The following is a 16,874-nucleotide window of genomic DNA, read 5'->3' on the forward strand; positions in this document are numbered from 1 at the left end:
ATGGAAGGCCACGCCGCCCCGTGGAAGGTGTTTGAGCTGACCCTCACCCATGCCGTCGAACTCAGCCGCCACGCCTTATCGAAGCAATTGCACGCCAGCCGCACGCGCCTGCTGCGCCTCATCCGCCGTGACAAGATCATCGACTGGCCGGAAGAGGATCGCCTGAAACGCGGCGACAAGCTGCTCCTTCTGTCGCGCTATATGCCGGGCGACGTGGCCGACAGTCTGGAGGTCAAGACCGCCGCGCCGCTACCCGCCGAGCACGAGGTGACGGCGCATATGGTCGTGGCGCACGGCTCCCCCATCATTGGAGAACGCTACGACGCCATCACCCACCGCAGCGGCGGCGCGCTGAATGTCACGGCCGGCGGGCCACGCGCCGCCCGCCTGAAACAGCCGCTGGGGGGCATCCTCCTGCAAGGCGGCGATCAGTTATTTATTCGGGGGCAGGCCGCCGATATTGCGCGCTTTGGCACGCAGCAACGCCTGCTGGAAATCGACCGCGCCGACACCGCCCCCGTCAATATCCGCGCGGCGATCCAGACGGTCGGCATCTTCGTGCTGGCCATCGCGGTGACCGTGCTGTTCGACGTTTCCCCCGCCCTGACCTTTCTGGCGGCGGCAGCGGCGATGGCGGCCCTGCGCCTGATCCCTGCCCCGGAAATCTATAAGTCGATCGACTGGAGCGTCATCGTCCTGCTGGCGGCCATGATCCCGGTGGGGCAGAGCTTCGAAAGTTCGGGCGCGGCGAAAATGGTCGCCGATGCGCTGGCGGGCGGGCTTCAGGGCGCGCCCCTGATCCTCTGCATCGCGGCGGTGTGCGGCCTCACCCTGTTCCTGACCATCCTGCTCAACAATGTGGCTACGGCCCTGATCATGGGGCCGCTGGCTATTCAGCTGGCGCAGATACTCCACGTGTCGCCCGACGCCCTGCTGCTGGCGGTGCTGGTCGGCACCTCCTCGGACTTCCTGACGCCCATCGGGCATCAGAACAATCTGCTGGTCATGGCACCGGGCGGCTATCGCTTCACCGACTACGCACGGGCGGGCGCGCTGCTGGCGGTGCTGGTCGTGGCCACCACCGCCTTTGTGCTGAGTGCGCTGTTTGGCGGGTAGAGTCAGGCCGTAAGCTCCCTGCGCACGATCGCCGCCCCGGCCCCCAGCGCCCGCAGCTTGCCCGTGGCGACCTCGCGCGACAGAGGGGCCATGCCGCAATTGGTGCAGGGATAGAGCTTGTCGGCATCGACGAATTGCAAGGCTTTGCGCAGCGTCTCGGCCACCTCTTCCGGCGTCTCAATAACAGAGCTGGCCACGTCAATGGCTCCGACCATCACCTTCTTGCCGCGGATCAGCTCGATCAGGTCCATCGGCACGCGCGAATTGTGACATTCCAGCGAGATAATATCGAGGCTGGAGGTTTGCAGTTTGGGGAAGGCCTCTTCGTATTGCCGCCACTGCGACCCCAGCGTCTTTTTCCACTCGGTATTGGCTTTGATGCCGTAGCCGTAGCAGATGTGCACCGCCGTCTCGCACCGTAAGCCCTCGGCGGCCTTTTCGAGCGCCGCCACACCCCAGTCATTGACCTCATCGAAGAAGACGTTGAAGGCCGGTTCATCGAACTGGATGATATCGACGCCGGCAGCCTCCAGCTCTCGGGCCTCCTGATTGAGTATCTCGGCGAAGGCCCAGGCCAGTTTTTCGCGGCTCTTATAGTGGGCATCGAACAGGGTATCGACCATGGTCATCGGCCCCGGCAGCGCCCACTTGATCGGCTGTGTCGTCTGCTGGCGCAGGAACTTGGCGTCTTCGACAAAGACGGAGCGGGGACGCGACACACGTCCCACCACCGTCGGCACGCTGGCCTCATAGCGGTCGCGGATGCGGACCGTTTCGCGCTGGGCGAAATCGACGCCATCAAGGTGTTCGATAAAGGTGGTGACGAAGTGCTGGCGCGTCTGTTCGCCGTCGCTGACGATCTCGATACCGGCCTGACGCTGATCATCGAGCGCCAGACGCAGGGCGTCGCGCTTGCCCTGAGTCAGTTCCTCGCCATGCAGTTTCCACGGCGACCACAGGGTCTCCGGCTGGGCCAGCCACGACGGTTTCGGCAGGCTGCCGGCGGTGGAGGGGGGAAGGAGTAAAGTCATGAGAATTACCTCTCAGGCGTAATGTGCGGACCACTGCTCAAGCAGGGTGCGATAGGGTTTGATGAAGTGCGCCTCGGCAAAGCGCCCCTGTTCGACGGCCAGACGGCTGCGTTCTTCGCGGTCATAGACCACCTGAGTCAGCGAATAGTCGGGGTGTTGCAGGCTGGGCTGATAGACCGCGCCCGCGGCCGAATTGGCGTTGTAGATTTCCGGGCGGTAGATCTTCTGAAAGCTTTCCATGGTGCTGATCGTGCTGATCAGCTCCAGCGGCGTGTAGTCGCAGAGCAGGTCCCCGAAGACGTAGAAGGCCAGCGGGGCGACGCTGCCCGGCGGCATAAAGAAGCGCACCTTTAATCCCATTTTCCGGAAATATATATCCGTCAGGGACTCGTCGCTTTGCTGATACTCCACGCCCAGTATCGGGTGATGCGTGTCTGTCCGCCGATAGGTCTTGCTGTTGGCGACACTCAGGCAGATGACGGGTGGCTTGTGAAACTGCGTCCTGTAGGTTGGCGACTGGACGAAGCTGAGAAACAGGTGACCGTGCAGGTCGCCGAAATTGGGCGGCAGGCTGAAGTCAGAGCGGTCCCGGTTGTGCGCGGGCAGCACGACGCTGAAATCGTAATCGCGCACAAAGGACGACAGGTTATTGCCGGTAATGCCTTCGATGCGTGACTCCGTGTGACGGTCAAGTATGGTCGTTTTCAGAATTTCGAGCAGCGGGAAACGGTCATCGCTTGCCCGATCCGGAAGGCCGATCTCGACCGAAATGATGTCGAGTTCGACGGCGTAACGGTCAGCATTCGGGTTGTCCCAATGGGCCAGCGCATTGAAACGATTATCGATCATGCGCAAGGCGTTACGCAGGTTTTGCTGGCGGTTGTCGCCTCTGGCCAGATTGGCGAAATTGGTGGTCAGGCGCGTGGTTTGCGACGGCGTGTAGTGCTCATCGAAGCGAAGGCGCCGCAGGGTAAAATCGAAGTCTGCACGCGGCGCGACAGGCAAAGGGTGTGACACGGTATTCCCCGTTTCTGTGGGGGAGCGCTTTGGGCACAGGTCCGCGATCCCGCGTCAGGCCGCAGGGCGAAGGGACTCATGCCCGTGGCCCTCCGCCCGGGATGACAGATGCGGTCAGTGGCAGGTCTCCTGGCTTGCGGGTCACGGTTTCGATCCACCTTCTCAGGGCACACCCCAATGGTCTTCCGGATCGACACTCACCGCCTACAGTTGCGGGGGCAGCGCCGGGTTTGGACCGGCTTCCCTCTTAGCCACGCTTTTTAAAAGGCGCGGACCGCTGACAGCCGGACCTTAGGCGGACGAGGCGCGAGAGTCAATAATGATATAAACATATCTTTATATGATTATGTTATCTGCAGATGAAAAGGCGAAAGCCCTCGCCTTCGCCCTCGCCTTTTGTGAACCGTCGAAAACTCTCGTTCACCCCGCCGGGATACTGGCGCGCAAAAAGCCAGAGGTCGTGACGCTGAAACTGGGGCGATCCTCGAACAGGTAGTTGAGCCCGCTTTCGAAATCCATCAGCACATCGGCATATTCGACCGGCTTCATCGGCTTGCCCGACTGGATGGCGCGGTTCATCCGGAAGCTCCAGAAGGCGGCGATGTGGTCCAGCGTGCCGATGATCTCCCCCAGTTCGGTGAACAGGCCGGAGCCATTGAGCAGGAAGCGTTTGAACGGCCCCGGCTTGTTGTGGCTGACCAGATCGGCATAGGCCGTGTCATAGATTTTCAGCACGTCGTAGGCCTGATTGAGCGCACGCGCCATGCCGCGCGCCAGACGCAGGCGGGCGCTGAGGATATAGTCCTTTACGCGGTCATCGCTGACGCCAAAGGGCTGATAGGTGCCGATACCGGCAAGGACTTCGCGCAGACGATCCTGAAGCTCAAGGTAACGCCACTTGTAATAGAGGAAGCCGCGCCAGGCGAAGATACCTTCGGCGAATTCCAAATCGGACATGCGGAACGTCTCTTTCAGCGGCCACAGTTCGCGGTCAAGCTGATCGGAGAGGATCTTGTTGCCGAGCTTCATCGAGGCCCCGGCATAGTGATCGCCCAGCGCCGTATTGACCAGTCGCTCGATCTCGCTGGAGGTGAACTGCATCATGCGCGACAGGTCGGCGGGCGACAGGCGCAGATAGATGCCCGCCGGGCGATGGCCGTGGCGCGCCAGGGTTTCACGCACCAGAAACGGGTCGAGCGACGGCAACTGATCCAGTCGGCGCAGAATTTTTATATCCGGGTTCTTGTCGAAATCGCTGATCGACAGATAGTCCCGCGCCAGTTGCTCGAAACCGATCTGGTTGATGAAGATGCTCGACGCCCCCAGACGCAGGTCGAAATGATCGTAGGGCAGGATGATCTTGGTCACGGTGCGACGGGTGCCGTGATAGAAGTGCCGCTCGTTCAGGCGCAGGGTATGTTTGAGGATGATGCAGCGGTTGAGCAGCGAGGACTGAAAGAAGGGATTGTCCCCATAGTCCTCATCCTTGTGGTGCAGGCGGTAGACGCGCGACAGGTTGAGGACCCGCGTTGAGGCGGCCGTCTGCCCCAGATTGGCCAGATTGCGGTATTCGCGGATGACGCGGTTCGGCTGATCCGGCGCGCGGGTCATCTTGTAATGTCGGCGGGCCGTTGAAACCATCACGAACCAGACTGAAACGGGAAAAAGGTCAGTTTCGGACCGTATGGGACAGGTTCCAACAGGGCGTGAACGAAGACGGTTAATCCTCGTCGTCAGGCCCCAAAATCATCAGACTGTCGTCAAAATCCATCAGCACGTCGGCGTATTCCAGCGCGGTCAGCCGCTGGGCGGCGAAACTCGACATCATGCGGTAGGTCCAGAAGGACGAGATGTGCCCCAATATGCCGATGGTTTCGCCCAGTTCGAAAAACAGCTTCGGCCCCTGAAGCAGGAACTGACGGAAGGGACCGGGGTTTTGCCCCTGGGTCAGCGCGTGATAGGCGCGATCATAGATGCTGAGGGTGCGCGCCACCTCATTGACCGCCTTGGCGATACGTCGGCCCAGCCGCGGACGCACCTCACGCAGATAATCACGCACCTGATCGTCAACCGCGCCGACGGGCTGGTAAGAGCCCAGCCCCTGAATGACGCGGCGCATCTCGTTTTGCAGTTCTTCGTGACGCCATTTGAAATAGAGGAAGCCGCGCCACGAGAAGATACCTTCGGAGAATTCTTCTTCGGACATGCGCAGGGTCTGGCGCAGGGGCGACAATTCCTGATCCAGTTCGTTCGACAGGATCTTGCCGGCCAGCTTTATGCTGGCACCCCCGACCATCATATTGCCGAACGCCGTGCGCACCAGTTGCTCGATCTCGGCATTGGCGAAACCGATCATGCGCTGAATATCATGGGCCGAGATATTGAGATAACAGGCGCCGGGTTTGAAGCCATTGCGCGACAGGTGTTCGCGCACCAGAAACGGATCAAGCGACGGCAGGTCGTCCAGCAGGCGCAGAACCTGCACATCCATATGCGAATTGACATCGCCAATGCCGAACTGCGTGCGGCAAAAGGCTTCGAAGCCCACCTGATTGACCATGACCGAACGCCCGCCCAGACGCAGGTCCTCGGCGTCGAAGGGCATGACGATCTTGGTCGCCGTGCGCCGCGTGCGGCTGAACAGGTCGCGCTCATTGGCGCGCAGGGTGTGCTTGATCAGTATGGCGCGGTTAAGCTGCCGGTCGCGGAAGAAGGGCTTGGCGGCATAGTCTTTTTCGCCGGACATGACAAGCGCAATCGCTGCCAGATTGAGGACGCGGCTGGTCGAGGCCGTATCGCCCAGATTGGCCAGATTGCGCACATCGCGTGAGGCGGGCTTACCCTTGTCCGAACGCGCCTGAAACGCGCCTTTGGTCTGCTGGTAGGTTGCCACCGCACTCATGCCGACAGTCTCTTCCTCTTGCGATTCTTCACCAGCGCTTCAAGCTGACGAAGGATGGTCTGGGCTTCGGCCGTATCCTCATGGCGCAGGGCGTTCAGCCGGCGAATGGAATCCAGATGCACGTCCAGCACATCCGGTTCAGCCGCATTCCCGAAATATGACACATATTCCTTTAAAGAACGTGTAGCTTCGGCCAGCAGCCTCTGGCGATATCTTACCGCCTGCGTCTCGGCCTCGCTGGTACGCTCGATCAGGTAATCCAGCGTCTCCTTGTGCAGCCCGCCGCGCGCCGACATCAGGGCGTGCAGGGCCTCAAGCTCGACCGACAGGGTCTGCTGGAACAGGGCGCGTGAATGGCGGTCGGCGGCGGCCTCAATATCATCGACGCGGCGCATAAGACCGCGATAGTCCTCATCCTTGCGCCGGCGTCGGCAGGGGCCGACATAGCCCGCCGAGACGATAAACGGGCGCTGACGGCACAGGGCGGAGGCCACCCCACGCATCAGGCTGCGCGTCGAAAACGGCTTGATGACAAATTCATCGACCCCGGCATTGCGCGCTTCGGTCACATCGCGCGAGCGCTGACGCCCGGTCAGCATCAGCACGGGGATACGCGGATTGGGAAAGCGCGCGTCTTCATTCACCGCCGCCTGCCGCAGCAACAGCGTCAGATCAATGCCCGACAAACCCGGCAGGTTCCAGTCCAGGATCATCAGATCGGGATTATAGGCCCCCAGAAGCTCGATCGCCTCTTCGGCGTCACGGGCCTGAATCAGTTGCTGAAAACCAGAGGCGCGCAGCACCTCGACGATCATCCGCCTCAGTCCGTCATTATCTTCGACAATCAGGACCGTCGTGGCCGGCAGATTGACATGGCGCAACAGCGCAGAGGTTTCAGACATCAGAGAGGCACCGCAATTCTTCGCGGACGCACCCTAGCCTCAAATTCTTAATTCCAGCTTTAACCATTTGAAAATACATGGTTAATCGAAATTAAGCGTAAATGGAAACCGCCTGTAAACCCTGTTGTGCTAGCCTCAACCTCATGAACAGACGCGACCTTTTAAGATGGCAATTGTCCGGCCTGACCCTTATGGCGACGGGCAGCACGGCTTCACACGCCCTGGCCAGCGCGCCCAAGAAAAAGGGCGGCGGAGCCGACTTTGTGCAGATGCCGCTGCTGACCGTCTTTACCAAGGCGCGCGGCGGCAAGCACGGCACGCTGACGGTTGAGGTCGGGCTCGACACCAACAAGAATGAGAAGCTGGCCGAAACCCTTAGTAAGTCGGTTCCGCGCCTGCGCGATGCCTATGTGGCCCGCCTGCAAGCCTATGCCATGGGGCTGACGGCCTCATCGCTGATTGATCTCGACTATCTGACGCGCGAGCTTCAGACGGCCACCGACGCCATCATCAAACAAAAGGGCGTCAAGGTGCTGCTGGGCAGCGTAGTGCTGGCTTAATTGCTACGGCGAGCCCACCATCTCTTCATCTCTGGCAATCTGTTTGCAACTTGCCGAAAACACCGCTCGACACGACCACCAGAAAACTTAAAACCAAACCAGTGTATAGAAAATGGGGGTACAACCCGAAGCCGGTTGGTGTGTGGTAACTCGATGGCTGTCAACTTATCTAAGCCGATAGAACGATCTGGCGAAGGCGCATATTCATGGCTATTCCAATAGCCGATATGGATGCAGAAACGCCCGCCATACTTATAGAACTGAAAGCTAAGAAAGTCACCGCGATCCAATTCCACCCGACGGAAATGCGGATAAGTGCCCTTGAAGCCTAATTCTCTGAGTTGAGGGACAAAATCGCTTTTGAGCATGTTGTCCATCTGCTTGCGTAACTCAGATTTTGACCCCTGCGAGTCGCGCTTTTGCACCGTTCACCCCCGCTCCTTGGTGCGCAGGAACTTCACGTCCGGATAGCGTTCGGCGACATAGCCGATCTCCCAGGCCGACTTGCCCAGAAACACCGGAAACTCGTCAATATCCGTGCCCATGGCTGAACGGTGCTTGCCCGCAAAGTCCTCGATCTTGGCCGCATCTCCGCCCAGCCAGCGCGCTTCGGCATAGGGCGAGGGTTCAAAGATCACATCCAGCCCGTATTCGTTGGCCAGACGGTCGGCCATGACTTCGAACTGAAGCTGACCCACGGCGCCGACGATAAAGTCTGAACCGATGGACGGGCGGAACAACTGCGTCACCCCCTCTTCGGCCAGAGATTCCAGCGCTTTTTTAAGGTGCTTGGCCTTCAGCGGGTCCTTGACGCGCACGCGCTGGAGGATTTCCGGCGCGAAGTTGGGCAGACCCTGAAAGCGCACCGTGCCGCTTTCCGACAGGGAGTCACCGACGCGCAGCACGCCGTGGTTGGGAATGCCGATGACATCGCCGCCAAAGGCGTCTTCGGCCAGTTCGCGGTCCGAGGCAAAGAACATAATCGGCGCGTTGACGCTCAGTTGCTTGCCCGTATTCTGCACCTTGAGCTTCATGCCGCGCTGGAACTTGCCAGAGGTCAGCTTGAGCATGGCGATGCGGTCGCGGTGGTTGGGGTCCATATTGGCCTGCACCTTGAACACAAAGCCGGTGACTTCCTTGTCCGTCGGATCGACCGCGGTGTCGGTCCCGGCCTTCGACGCCGCCACCGTCTTGGGGGCCGGAGCGAAATCGCCAATCGCCTGAAGCAACTGATTGACGCCGTAATGGCGCAGCGCCGAGCCGAAGATGACCGGTGTCATGTGGCCTTCGAGGAAGCTCTCCACCTCAAACGCCTTGAACCCGCCTTCCAGCAGTTCGGCCGTATCGCGCAGTTCGTCGAGTTCGGCCTGATCAAGCCAGCCCTTGGCCACCGCCTGATCCAGCGGGGCCGGGTCTTCGTGGCCCTGATCGTATTCCGAACCCGACTCACGGCGGGTGAAGGGGTAAAACAGGCCGGTCTTCAGCTCCAGCATACCGCGGAAGCGGTTACCCGACCCCGCCGGCCAGTAGAGCGGCGACGGATCGAGTTGCAGCTTTGACGCCACCTCATCCAGCAGGGCCAGCGAGTCCTCGGCCTCACGGTCCATCTTGTTGATGAAGGTGATGATGGGGATGTCGCGCAGGCGGCACACCTCAAACAGCTTGAGCGTCTGCGGCTCGATCCCCTTGGCGGCGTCGAGCACCATGATGGCGGCGTCGGCGGCGGTCAGGGTGCGGTAGGTGTCTTCCGAAAAGTCCTCGTGGCCCGGCGTATCGAGCAGGTTGAACACCTTGCCATCGTGTTCAAAGGTCATCACCGAGGACGAGACCGAAATGCCGCGTTCCTTTTCGATCTTCATCCAGTCGGAACGGGTGCGGCGGTTTTCACCGCGCGCCCGCACCTGACCGGCGGCACGGATTGACCCACCAGCCAGCAGGAGGTGCTCGGTCAGAGTCGTCTTACCGGCGTCCGGGTGCGAGATAATAGCGAAGGTACGGCGGCGGGGCGCTTCGGTGGCGGGGGTATTGGACATGCGCTGCGGATAAGGCTTTGGGGGTAAAATGTAAAGGCCCCGAACCCGTCCTCAATGCCCGACCAGCACCACACCGACCAGCACCGCGCACCAGTGCAGGACGGCCCCGGTGATCACATGGCCATGCCAGATGGCGCGGCGGAATTTCAGACGCTTCATCATGTAGAAGATGGCCCCGACGCTATAGACCAGCCCGCCGATGGCCAGCAGGATCATGGCGGCCGGCGGCACATCGGCGATCATCGGCTTGAGCGCAATCACCACCAGCCAGCCGAGGATGAGATAAAGCGCCACCCACACGCCCTTACCCACGCCGGGCAGGAACAGCTTGCCCAATATACCCAGCCCGGCCAGAGTCCATACGCCGGCCGTCATGCCCCAGGCCCACGGCCCGCTTAAGGCCTGCGTGGTGAAGGGCGTATAGCTGGCGGCGATCATCAGGAAGATGCCCGCGTGATCGAGACGGCGCAGAAACGGCTGAAACCGCGGGCTGGCGAAATTATAGGCCGTCGAAAAGGCCAGCATGGCGATCATGCCGACCGCATAGATGATGACGGCGGCCACCATGCCCAGCAAGCCTTGCGTCACCGCCAGACCCAGCGCCACCCCGCCACCGAACAGGGCAAAGGCCAGCCCCGTCACGTGCACGATCAGATCGGCGTGGCGCGCCCAGCGGGTGGGATAGTGCGGCAGAGGGGGCAGGGAAATGTTCATGGGCAGAGGATCGCGCAAAGGCCGGGCAGGGTCAATTCAAACCCTGTTGCATCGCATTGTAACCGCCTGCCGCAACGGAAAGGCAAGCCCCTTTCGCCCCCGCCCCGTCCAAACGTTTGCATCTGCGAAAAGGCCACCTATATGTGCGCCATGACTGATACCCGCTCCCCTGCCCCGCCTCACCTGTCGCCCGCGCTTGTGGCGCTGTTCGCCTTCGCGTGCGGCGCCATTGTCGGCAATCTCTACTACGCCCAGCCGATTATCGAGCTGATCGCACCGGATGTCGGCCTGTCGCAGACGACGGCCAGCCTGATCGTCTCGCTGACCCAGATTGGCTATGTGGCGGGGATGGTGTTCATCACGCCCTTGCTCGACCTGTTTGAGAATAAACGCCTGATCCTTGTTACCCTCGGTCTGGCCTTTGTCAGCCTGATCCTCAGCGCCATGGCGCAAAACGGCGGGCTGTTCCTGTTTGTGGCCTTTCTGACCGGTCTGGGGGCCGTGTCGGTGCAGATGCTGATACCATTAGCGGCGCATCTGAGCCCGGAAGAAACGCGCGGCCGGACGGTCGGCAATATTATGGGCGGGCTGTTGACCGGTATCCTGCTGTCGCGCCCACTATCGAGTTTTGTGGCCGATCATCTGGGGTGGCGGGCGGTGTTCTTTATCGCCGCCGGGCTGATGATCGCCATTGGTCTGGTGCTGGCCCTGACCCTGCCGCAGCGCCGCCCGGCGCACACGGCTTCTTACGGCGCGCTGCTGCGGTCGATGGCATCGCTGTGGCTCAGCCAGCCGGTGCTGAGGCAACGCTCGCTGCTTCAGGCGACCATGTTCGGGGCCTTCAGCCTGTTCTGGACCGCTGTGCCGGTGGAGCTGTTCCGGGCGTTTCACCTCAGCCAGTCGCAGATCGCGCTGTTTGCCCTTTCGGGGGCCGCAGGCGCTCTGGCCGCGCCGCTCAGCGGACGGCTGGGAGATGCCGGGCACGGGGCCAAAGTCACGCTGTTTGGCCTGATCGGCGCGGCCCTCGCCATGCTGAGCGGCACGATACCCGCGCTGGTCAGCATTCTGTCGCTGATGGTCGCCGGGATCGTCCTCGATGCCTGCGTGCAGTTGACGATGATTCAGGGGCAGCGCGCCATCTATGGCCTTGACCCGCACAGCCGTGGCCGTCTCAACGGGCTCTATATGGCGTCGATCTTTGTGGGCGGTGCGATCGGTTCGGCGGTGGCCAGCCCGTTCTATGGTCTGGGCGGCTGGACGGCCATTGCGGTGGCCGGCACCGTCGCGCCTCTGATCGGTCTCACCCTCTTCCTCACCGGCGAACGGAAGTCAGCCTGACAGCCAACATCTAAAATCGAGAGATTTGAGTCGAGTAGCAGGAGCCTAGCGCCGGCTGTATATGAATACAGCCAAGCGACGGCGACGCCCTAATCGACCAAAGACCTCGATTTTATGCGGCGTGGCGGTGCCAGACGGCCCCATCCACCTTCGCCGCATCGAGTTGTCCGATGACCTGCTGCTGATACATCATGCCCAGCGCCATTTCATTGAGCGCCTTGAAATCGGCCAGCACGTCGGCGGCCTGACCGCGACCCGCTTGATCGAGAAACTGCGCCGCGTTGACGTGCGGCATTTTGAGATGCAGCAGATAGCACAGACGGCGGGCGCGTTCCGGGTTGTAGCGGTGAGCCTGCGGGTTTTCGGCAAACATCTCCTTGCCCAGTTGGGCGATGTAGTCGATCGACAGCGCCTCGAAGCGCTGCGCATCCAGCGGATGCATCATGCGCGAGGGGTCAAGATCGAAGACGACATCGTTGAGGAGAAAATGCAAGGCGATCACCTTTTCAAGTTACTTTACTTTCTGTCGCGATGTTAACGCGGAAAACCGCTGACACTTTTCCGCACATCGCTCAGGGTGATCATCCTGACACAGAGGGTTTGAAATCCCGTTTAGGAACAGGGTTTACAAAAGCTGAATAGACTCGGTGAGGAAATGCCGCCCCTCGGTATCCTCGATTTCGACGACCCACAGATCGGAGTCAAAGCGGCGCTCGCGCTCTATATAGGACTCAATGGCCTCAGGATCGTGTGAGGTGATGGGCTTCATCCACTTCACCTCGTCCCCGGCGGTCACCTGACGCAGGATGAAGGTTTCGCGTTCGCGCAGGTGGGTGATTTTGAGGATCACCGCACCGGCGCGCGCATCGCCTTTTTTCAGCACATAGGCAAAGGCCCCGCCCTGCTCGGCGCGTCGGATCAGGGCCGATACCCAAAGGTCGGTCGGCAGTAACATGCGGTTTACCCTGTTTGCTCACCGGGACTTAAACACGTTCGTCTATAGTCGGCCTGCGAAGGGATGTCGAACGTGAAGCGCTGCAAAATACTGGCCTCGGCCCTGGCTCTGATGCTGACCGCCACTGCGGCGGCCGCTGAGCCCGTGTCTCTGGAGACCCTGACCCGTCGTCAGTTCATCAGCAGCGCCAATGCGCGCTGTAACTGGTTCGATGGCCCCACCCTGCTGGCGCTGAAGGCCGGGCTGCTGCAAAACCGCAATGCGGCGCTCAATCACGGCGTCGCCCCGGCCACCGTCTATGCCACGATCGGCCATGCCCGCGCCGCCGCCTCCCGCGCCGATTGCCACAACCCGGCGCTGGTGCAGGAGGTCGAAACCCTGCGCGGGGCCTATCGCGGCTTTGTGGCGCAAAACCGCCTGACCCTGCGCGGGCTGCGCAGCGAATGGCTGGCCGACCGCACCGAACAGAGCCTGTCGAAATGGCGTCTGGTGCAGTATCAGCAGACCGGTGACGTTGCCATGGGCTTTGGCCTCTATGGCACGCTGAAAGGCCAGACGCTCAGTGTGATGGCCCAATTCAGCGGCGAGACGCCCTATGCGGCGCGGCTGATCGTGCGCGATCCGGCCCGCCGTTCCGGCCTGATCAACCGTGACCCTCTGGCCGTGTCAGCGCAGATGCCGAAAGGCATGAGCCCGTTTGACCTGAGCTTTAGCGCCTCCGGCCGTCGCAACACGCAGATCGCGCTGAAGAACGCGCCGCGCGTCAATCTGGCCGGGTTCACGGTCGATGGAAAATTCGCCGGTCACGCCGAAAAACGCGACACCCTGCGCTTTGATTTTCCGCTGAGCGCCACGGTTGCCATCGGCAAGCTCGACCCGCGCGAAGACATTGTGGTGGCCTTCGACTTCAACAGCGGCACGCAGTATGCGCGCTTCGAAGCCGGGGATTTCGTGCCGGGTCTGGTGTTTGCCACCCTGCCCTCACCGTATGGGGTGAAGTAGAGGTTACGACTTCGAAGGACGGATCACAAAGTCGCTGCCGGTCAGGTCCGGCGGCGTGTAAAGGCGATCTTCCAGCGGCTTGGGCGTTTCCGTCGAAAGGGCCACCAGCGTCTCAGTGTCCGGCGCACCGGGCGGGCTGAGCGGCAGTTCCGGCTGATCGGAATTGACCGCCACCGGCAGCAGCAGGCTGACGCTCGTCCCCATGCCCAGCTCGCTCTCGATCGTCATGCGCCCGCGGTGGAGCCCGGCCAGCGCCTGCACCAGCGACAGACCCAGCCCCGTCCCCATAGCGCGCTGTTCCATCGGTCCGGATTGCTCATAGGGCTTGCCCAGCCGCTTGAGGTCTTCGGGCGCGATGCCGACGCCGGTGTCGGTAATCTGGATGTCGATACTGTCCTGACCGGTTTCGCTGAGCATCAGGGTAACCGTGCCGCCCTGCGGCGTGAACTTGACGGCATTGGACAAAAGGTTGAGGCACATCTGCTTGATGGCGCGCTTGTCAGCCGTGACCTCCAGCGGCGTCGGCGGCAGGACCGACTTCACCGTCACGCCCTTTTCGTGCGCCGTGGCCAGTATCAGGCGCAGCGCCGCCGATACGGGTTCGCGCGCATCGAAGCGTTCCAGCGACAGCTCATAACGGCTGGCCTCGATCTTCGACATGTCGAGCACGTCGTTGACCAGATCGAGCACGTGCTGCCCCGACTCCCAGATCAGTTGCGAATATTCGGCGTATTTACCGGTCAGGGGGCCGAACATCTGCTGACGCATGATGTCGGAAAAGCCGATGACGGCGTTGAGCGGCGTGCGCAGTTCGTGGCTCATCCCGGCCAGAAACCGCGACTTGCCCTCATTGAGCGCCTGCGCTTCCTGACGCGCCGTTTCCAGCTCGTCCTCGCGCGCGTGTTGCAGCGAGGCGTCGGACAGGACGCCATAGAGCTTGCCATCCGCCCCGCGCCGCAGGCTGAGGCGGATGAAGTGATCCAGCGCGGCGTGCGGCATGAAGCCCGCTTCGGCGCGGCCCGTCTCCTGCGCCGCCTCCAGCGCCTGCATCAGGCCCAAACGATGCGGGACGTGGGCGCAGGTGATCAGGCCGTGCTTCATCAGAAGCGCCATATCGAGCCCCGGCGGCGTCTCGCCATAGGCCGACAGAAGACGCCCCTCCCCATCGACGCTGATGATCAGGTGCGGCTGTTCGCTGAGGAGCGTCAGAAAGCGCGTGCGGTCGTGTTCGACGCCGCGCACCGCCTCGGTACGCACGCGCAGCGCCGGCAAAAGCGACAGGCCGAGCCCCGTCACCAGCGTGATCACCGCCACCGAAGACAGCCAGAAACTTTCGACAATATCCGGCAGGGGGAACAGACGCATCAGTGAAAACAGGATAGCAAACAGGGTCACCGCCACCGACAGGGCGGCCCCCAGCAGGATCAGCCGCCGCTGATTGAGCGCTACAGCCGCCGCCATCGGCGCGGCCACCCAGGGCGCCAGCGGCCCCAGTACCCCACCCGAAAGCCCCAGCGCCGCCAGACAGGCCAGGGCCCACACCCAGACCAGCATCTGCCGCGTGCGAAAATCATCCCGGCTGAGCAGGAAGACGCTGCACACACCCGGCAGGGCCGCCGCCGCCAGCGCCGCCAATACATTGACCGAGGCCGGCAGGAAGATCAGATAGATCATCGAGGCCAGACTGACCGCCGACCAGCCGAGATGCCACGCAATAACGCCCAGCCGCACACGACTGCGCGGCGTGGCCATGGCCCCGGTGGGTGATCTCAGTTCCTGAAGATAGGATTTCAGCGGCACGTCTTTACTCACGGATACGTCTGCCATCCTAACCAACTGCCGCCAAAAGAGAAAGGCTATCCCCCGCCAAGCGAGAAAAGACCAAAGAAAAGTCGTCTTTCGCCCCGGAAACCTCTGCTTAAGACGTTAACTGTACGATTCAGCCCAAAGTTTCATTCCTCTCCTTCCTGTTGCGGCGCACGCTTATGGACAAACAACCGGCGGCCCTTACCCCGTCTGCCTGCCCCCCGCCGGAAAGCGACTTCGGCAAGCGTGCCTTTATGCGCATGGTCAGCCACGAACTGCGCACCCCGCTCAACTCGATCATCGGCTTTGCCGAGGTGCTGACGCACGAGCTTTACGGACCTCTGGGCGCGCCGCAATATACAGAATATGCCGGGATTATCCGCGACAGCGGCAAGAAATTGCTCAGCCTGTTCAATGACGTGCTGGAGCTGGTGCGGCTGGAAAGCGAGCCCAACCTGCTGCGTCCGGAGATCGAAACCCTGCCGCCGCATATCCATGACGCGGCGCGCCGTCACGCCGCCTGCGCCAGGGCCCGCGGCGTCAATATCCTACCCGGCCTGACCGATGCTGAACTGAGCGCGCGCTTTGATCCGCGTGGCCTTGGCCTGTGTCTCGATCACCTGATCGGCAATGCCATCGACTTCACGCCCGAAGGCCGCGATGTCGAAATCACCGCCCGCCCGGACGGCGAGTTTGTCGATATCGCTGTCTTCAATCCGGGCAAGGCGCCTGACCCCGCCGATATTCCGCGCCTGATGCGGCCGTTCGAACAGGGGGCTAGCGACTACAACCGCAGCCGCGAAGGGGCGGGGCTCGGCTGGTCGATCGTCAAACTGGCCTCAGAAGCGATGGGCGGCAGCTTTTCGGTACAATCCGACCCGCGCAACGGCCTGAAAGCCACGGTGCGACTGAAGCGACGCTGAGTTTTCGGTTTGAAACCCAACCGGTTAACGCGCTATAGCCACCCCATGACCGATACATTCGACGCCCGCCTGAGCGACCTGCTCGAAGAATTCGACCTCTTCGACGACTGGGAAGACCGCTATCGCTATATTATCGACCTGGGAAAAACGCTCGCCCCGCTGAGCGAGGCCGAGCGCAACGAGGTGACGCGCGTGCGCGGTTGCGCCTCACAGGTGTGGCTGATGATGGATGAGGCCGGCGACGGGGTTTTGCGCTTTCGCGGCGATTCCGATGCCCATATCGTCAAGGGGCTGATCGCCATTCTGGTGCGGCTGCTGAACGGCCTGCCGCGCGCCGAGGTGCGCGACTTTTCGATCCGCGACACCCTGACCCGTCTGGGGCTCGATGAGGCCCTGTCGTCGCAGCGCACCAATGGCCTGATCTCGATGGTCGAACGCCTGAAGCAGGCGGCGGCCTGATACCAAGGGTCATGGAGAATGACCCTTGGTATTCCATTCGAGAATTTCTCATGTCACTGACACATATGAGAAATTCTCGCTTCTTCAACGGCCGGATGCGGTCAGCATCTTCGGCC

Annotated in this window: 17 protein-coding genes and 1 riboswitch; of the genes, 6 read left to right on the top strand and 11 right to left on the bottom strand. The window is 61.7% G+C overall.

The window, feature by feature from the left end; all coding sequences use genetic code 11:
• Positions 1–1,116, top strand: a 1,116-nt coding sequence (locus tag LDL37_RS06030) for an SLC13 family permease (protein WP_290795601.1), incomplete at its 5' end; no start/stop codon positions are given.
• 2 nt (positions 1,117–1,118) lie between these two features.
• Here LDL37_RS06030 and LDL37_RS06035 read toward each other — a convergent pair.
• From LDL37_RS06035 to LDL37_RS06055, 5 genes are all read right to left on the bottom strand, one after another.
• Positions 1,119–2,147 (bottom strand): methionine synthase, encoded by a 1,029-nt coding sequence (locus tag LDL37_RS06035; RefSeq protein ID WP_290795603.1) that lies wholly within the window; start codon positions 2,145–2,147, stop codon positions 1,119–1,121.
• 12 nt (positions 2,148–2,159) lie between these two features.
• Positions 2,160–3,164, bottom strand: coding sequence for a DUF1852 domain-containing protein (locus tag LDL37_RS06040; RefSeq protein ID WP_290795605.1), 1,005 nt, complete (start codon positions 3,162–3,164; stop codon positions 2,160–2,162).
• Between the two features lie 101 nt (positions 3,165–3,265).
• A riboswitch (cobalamin riboswitch) is annotated at positions 3,266–3,458 on the bottom strand.
• 126 nt (positions 3,459–3,584) lie between these two features.
• On the bottom strand, positions 3,585–4,775 hold the full coding sequence (locus LDL37_RS06045; RefSeq protein WP_290795607.1) for a hypothetical protein: 1,191 nt from the start codon (positions 4,773–4,775) through the stop codon (positions 3,585–3,587).
• A gap of 109 nt (positions 4,776–4,884) precedes the next feature.
• The gene (locus LDL37_RS06050; RefSeq protein WP_290795609.1) at positions 4,885–6,066 is read right to left on the bottom strand and encodes a hypothetical protein; all 1,182 of its coding nucleotides are present in this window, start codon (positions 6,064–6,066) and stop codon (positions 4,885–4,887) included.
• On the bottom strand, positions 6,063–6,968 hold the full coding sequence (locus LDL37_RS06055; protein WP_290795611.1) for a response regulator: 906 nt from the start codon (positions 6,966–6,968) through the stop codon (positions 6,063–6,065). Before LDL37_RS06055 ends, LDL37_RS06050 begins: the two co-directional genes overlap by 4 nt.
• Positions 6,969–7,111: 143 nt before the next feature.
• Here LDL37_RS06055 and LDL37_RS06060 point away from each other — a divergent pair, with 143 nt between their 5' ends.
• A complete protein-coding gene (locus LDL37_RS06060; protein ID WP_290795613.1) occupies positions 7,112–7,528 on the top strand; it encodes a Tat pathway signal protein in 417 nt (138 codons plus the stop codon).
• Here the strand turns inward: LDL37_RS06060 and LDL37_RS06065 are convergent.
• The 3 genes from LDL37_RS06065 to LDL37_RS06075 are packed head-to-tail and all read right to left on the bottom strand — an operon-like array spanning position 7,525 to position 10,275.
• Entirely contained in the window at positions 7,525–7,953 is a 429-nt protein-coding gene (locus LDL37_RS06065) for a DUF4304 domain-containing protein (protein ID WP_290795616.1), read from the bottom strand. The two genes, LDL37_RS06060 and LDL37_RS06065, sit on opposite strands and share 4 nt — an antisense overlap.
• A 3-nt stretch (positions 7,954–7,956) precedes the next feature.
• Complete coding sequence (locus tag LDL37_RS06070) at positions 7,957–9,561, bottom strand: peptide chain release factor 3 (protein ID WP_290795618.1); 1,605 nt, start codon at positions 9,559–9,561, stop codon at positions 7,957–7,959.
• Positions 9,562–9,612: 51 nt separating this feature from the next.
• Positions 9,613–10,275: a hemolysin III family protein gene (locus LDL37_RS06075; RefSeq protein WP_290795620.1), complete on the bottom strand. Its 663-nt coding sequence runs from the start codon at positions 10,273–10,275 to the stop codon at positions 9,613–9,615.
• A gap of 150 nt (positions 10,276–10,425) precedes the next feature.
• Between LDL37_RS06075 and LDL37_RS06080 the strand changes: the two genes are divergently transcribed.
• Positions 10,426–11,613 (top strand): MFS transporter, encoded by a 1,188-nt coding sequence (locus LDL37_RS06080; RefSeq protein WP_290795622.1) that lies wholly within the window; start codon positions 10,426–10,428, stop codon positions 11,611–11,613.
• 112 nt (positions 11,614–11,725) lie between these two features.
• Here the strand turns inward: LDL37_RS06080 and LDL37_RS06085 are convergent, their stop codons facing one another.
• Complete coding sequence (locus LDL37_RS06085) at positions 11,726–12,115, bottom strand: hypothetical protein (protein ID WP_290795624.1); 390 nt, start codon at positions 12,113–12,115, stop codon at positions 11,726–11,728.
• Positions 12,116–12,238: 123 nt separating this feature from the next.
• Positions 12,239–12,568 (bottom strand): DUF1491 family protein, encoded by a 330-nt coding sequence (locus tag LDL37_RS06090; protein ID WP_126422684.1) that lies wholly within the window; start codon positions 12,566–12,568, stop codon positions 12,239–12,241.
• A gap of 72 nt (positions 12,569–12,640) precedes the next feature.
• Between LDL37_RS06090 and LDL37_RS06095 the strand changes: the two genes are divergently transcribed.
• Positions 12,641–13,570: a hypothetical protein gene (locus LDL37_RS06095; protein WP_290795628.1), complete on the top strand. Its 930-nt coding sequence runs from the start codon at positions 12,641–12,643 to the stop codon at positions 13,568–13,570.
• A 3-nt stretch (positions 13,571–13,573) separates the two neighbouring features.
• Here the strand turns inward: LDL37_RS06095 and LDL37_RS06100 are convergent, their stop codons facing one another.
• Positions 13,574–15,397 carry an ATP-binding protein gene (locus tag LDL37_RS06100; protein WP_290795630.1) on the bottom strand — a complete coding sequence of 608 codons (1,824 nt, stop codon included), beginning with the start codon at positions 15,395–15,397 and terminating at the stop codon, positions 13,574–13,576.
• Between the two features lie 158 nt (positions 15,398–15,555).
• Here LDL37_RS06100 and LDL37_RS06105 point away from each other — a divergent pair, with 158 nt between their 5' ends.
• Both LDL37_RS06105 and LDL37_RS06110 read left to right on the top strand, forming a co-directional pair.
• Positions 15,556–16,299, top strand: coding sequence for a HAMP domain-containing sensor histidine kinase (locus LDL37_RS06105; protein WP_290795632.1), 744 nt, complete (start codon positions 15,556–15,558; stop codon positions 16,297–16,299).
• 45 nt (positions 16,300–16,344) lie between these two features.
• Positions 16,345–16,758, top strand: coding sequence for a SufE family protein (locus tag LDL37_RS06110; protein ID WP_290795634.1), 414 nt, complete (start codon positions 16,345–16,347; stop codon positions 16,756–16,758).
• Positions 16,759–16,874 lie beyond the last annotated feature (116 nt).

It is taken from the genome of Asticcacaulis sp., assembly GCF_020217185.1.
Lineage (GTDB): Bacteria > Pseudomonadota > Alphaproteobacteria > Caulobacterales > Caulobacteraceae > Asticcacaulis.

Coding starts and splice junctions, on each gene's coding strand:
- LDL37_RS06035 (WP_290795603.1), bottom strand. CDS start 2,147: ATGACTTTACTCCTTCCCCCCTCCACCGCCGGCAGCCTGCCGAAACCG.
- LDL37_RS06045 (WP_290795607.1), bottom strand. CDS start 4,775: ATGACCCGCGCGCCGGATCAGCCGAACCGCGTCATCCGCGAATACCGC.
- LDL37_RS06050 (WP_290795609.1), bottom strand. CDS start 6,066: ATGAGTGCGGTGGCAACCTACCAGCAGACCAAAGGCGCGTTTCAGGCG.
- LDL37_RS06055 (WP_290795611.1), bottom strand. CDS start 6,968: ATGTCTGAAACCTCTGCGCTGTTGCGCCATGTCAATCTGCCGGCCACG.
- LDL37_RS06060 (WP_290795613.1), top strand. CDS start 7,112: ATGAACAGACGCGACCTTTTAAGATGGCAATTGTCCGGCCTGACCCTT.
- LDL37_RS06070 (WP_290795618.1), bottom strand. CDS start 9,561: ATGTCCAATACCCCCGCCACCGAAGCGCCCCGCCGCCGTACCTTCGCT.
- LDL37_RS06075 (WP_290795620.1), bottom strand. CDS start 10,275: ATGAACATTTCCCTGCCCCCTCTGCCGCACTATCCCACCCGCTGGGCG.
- LDL37_RS06080 (WP_290795622.1), top strand. CDS start 10,426: ATGACTGATACCCGCTCCCCTGCCCCGCCTCACCTGTCGCCCGCGCTT.
- LDL37_RS06090 (WP_126422684.1), bottom strand. CDS start 12,568: ATGTTACTGCCGACCGACCTTTGGGTATCGGCCCTGATCCGACGCGCC.
- LDL37_RS06100 (WP_290795630.1), bottom strand. CDS start 15,397: ATGGCAGACGTATCCGTGAGTAAAGACGTGCCGCTGAAATCCTATCTT.
- LDL37_RS06105 (WP_290795632.1), top strand. CDS start 15,556: ATGGACAAACAACCGGCGGCCCTTACCCCGTCTGCCTGCCCCCCGCCG.
- LDL37_RS06110 (WP_290795634.1), top strand. CDS start 16,345: ATGACCGATACATTCGACGCCCGCCTGAGCGACCTGCTCGAAGAATTC.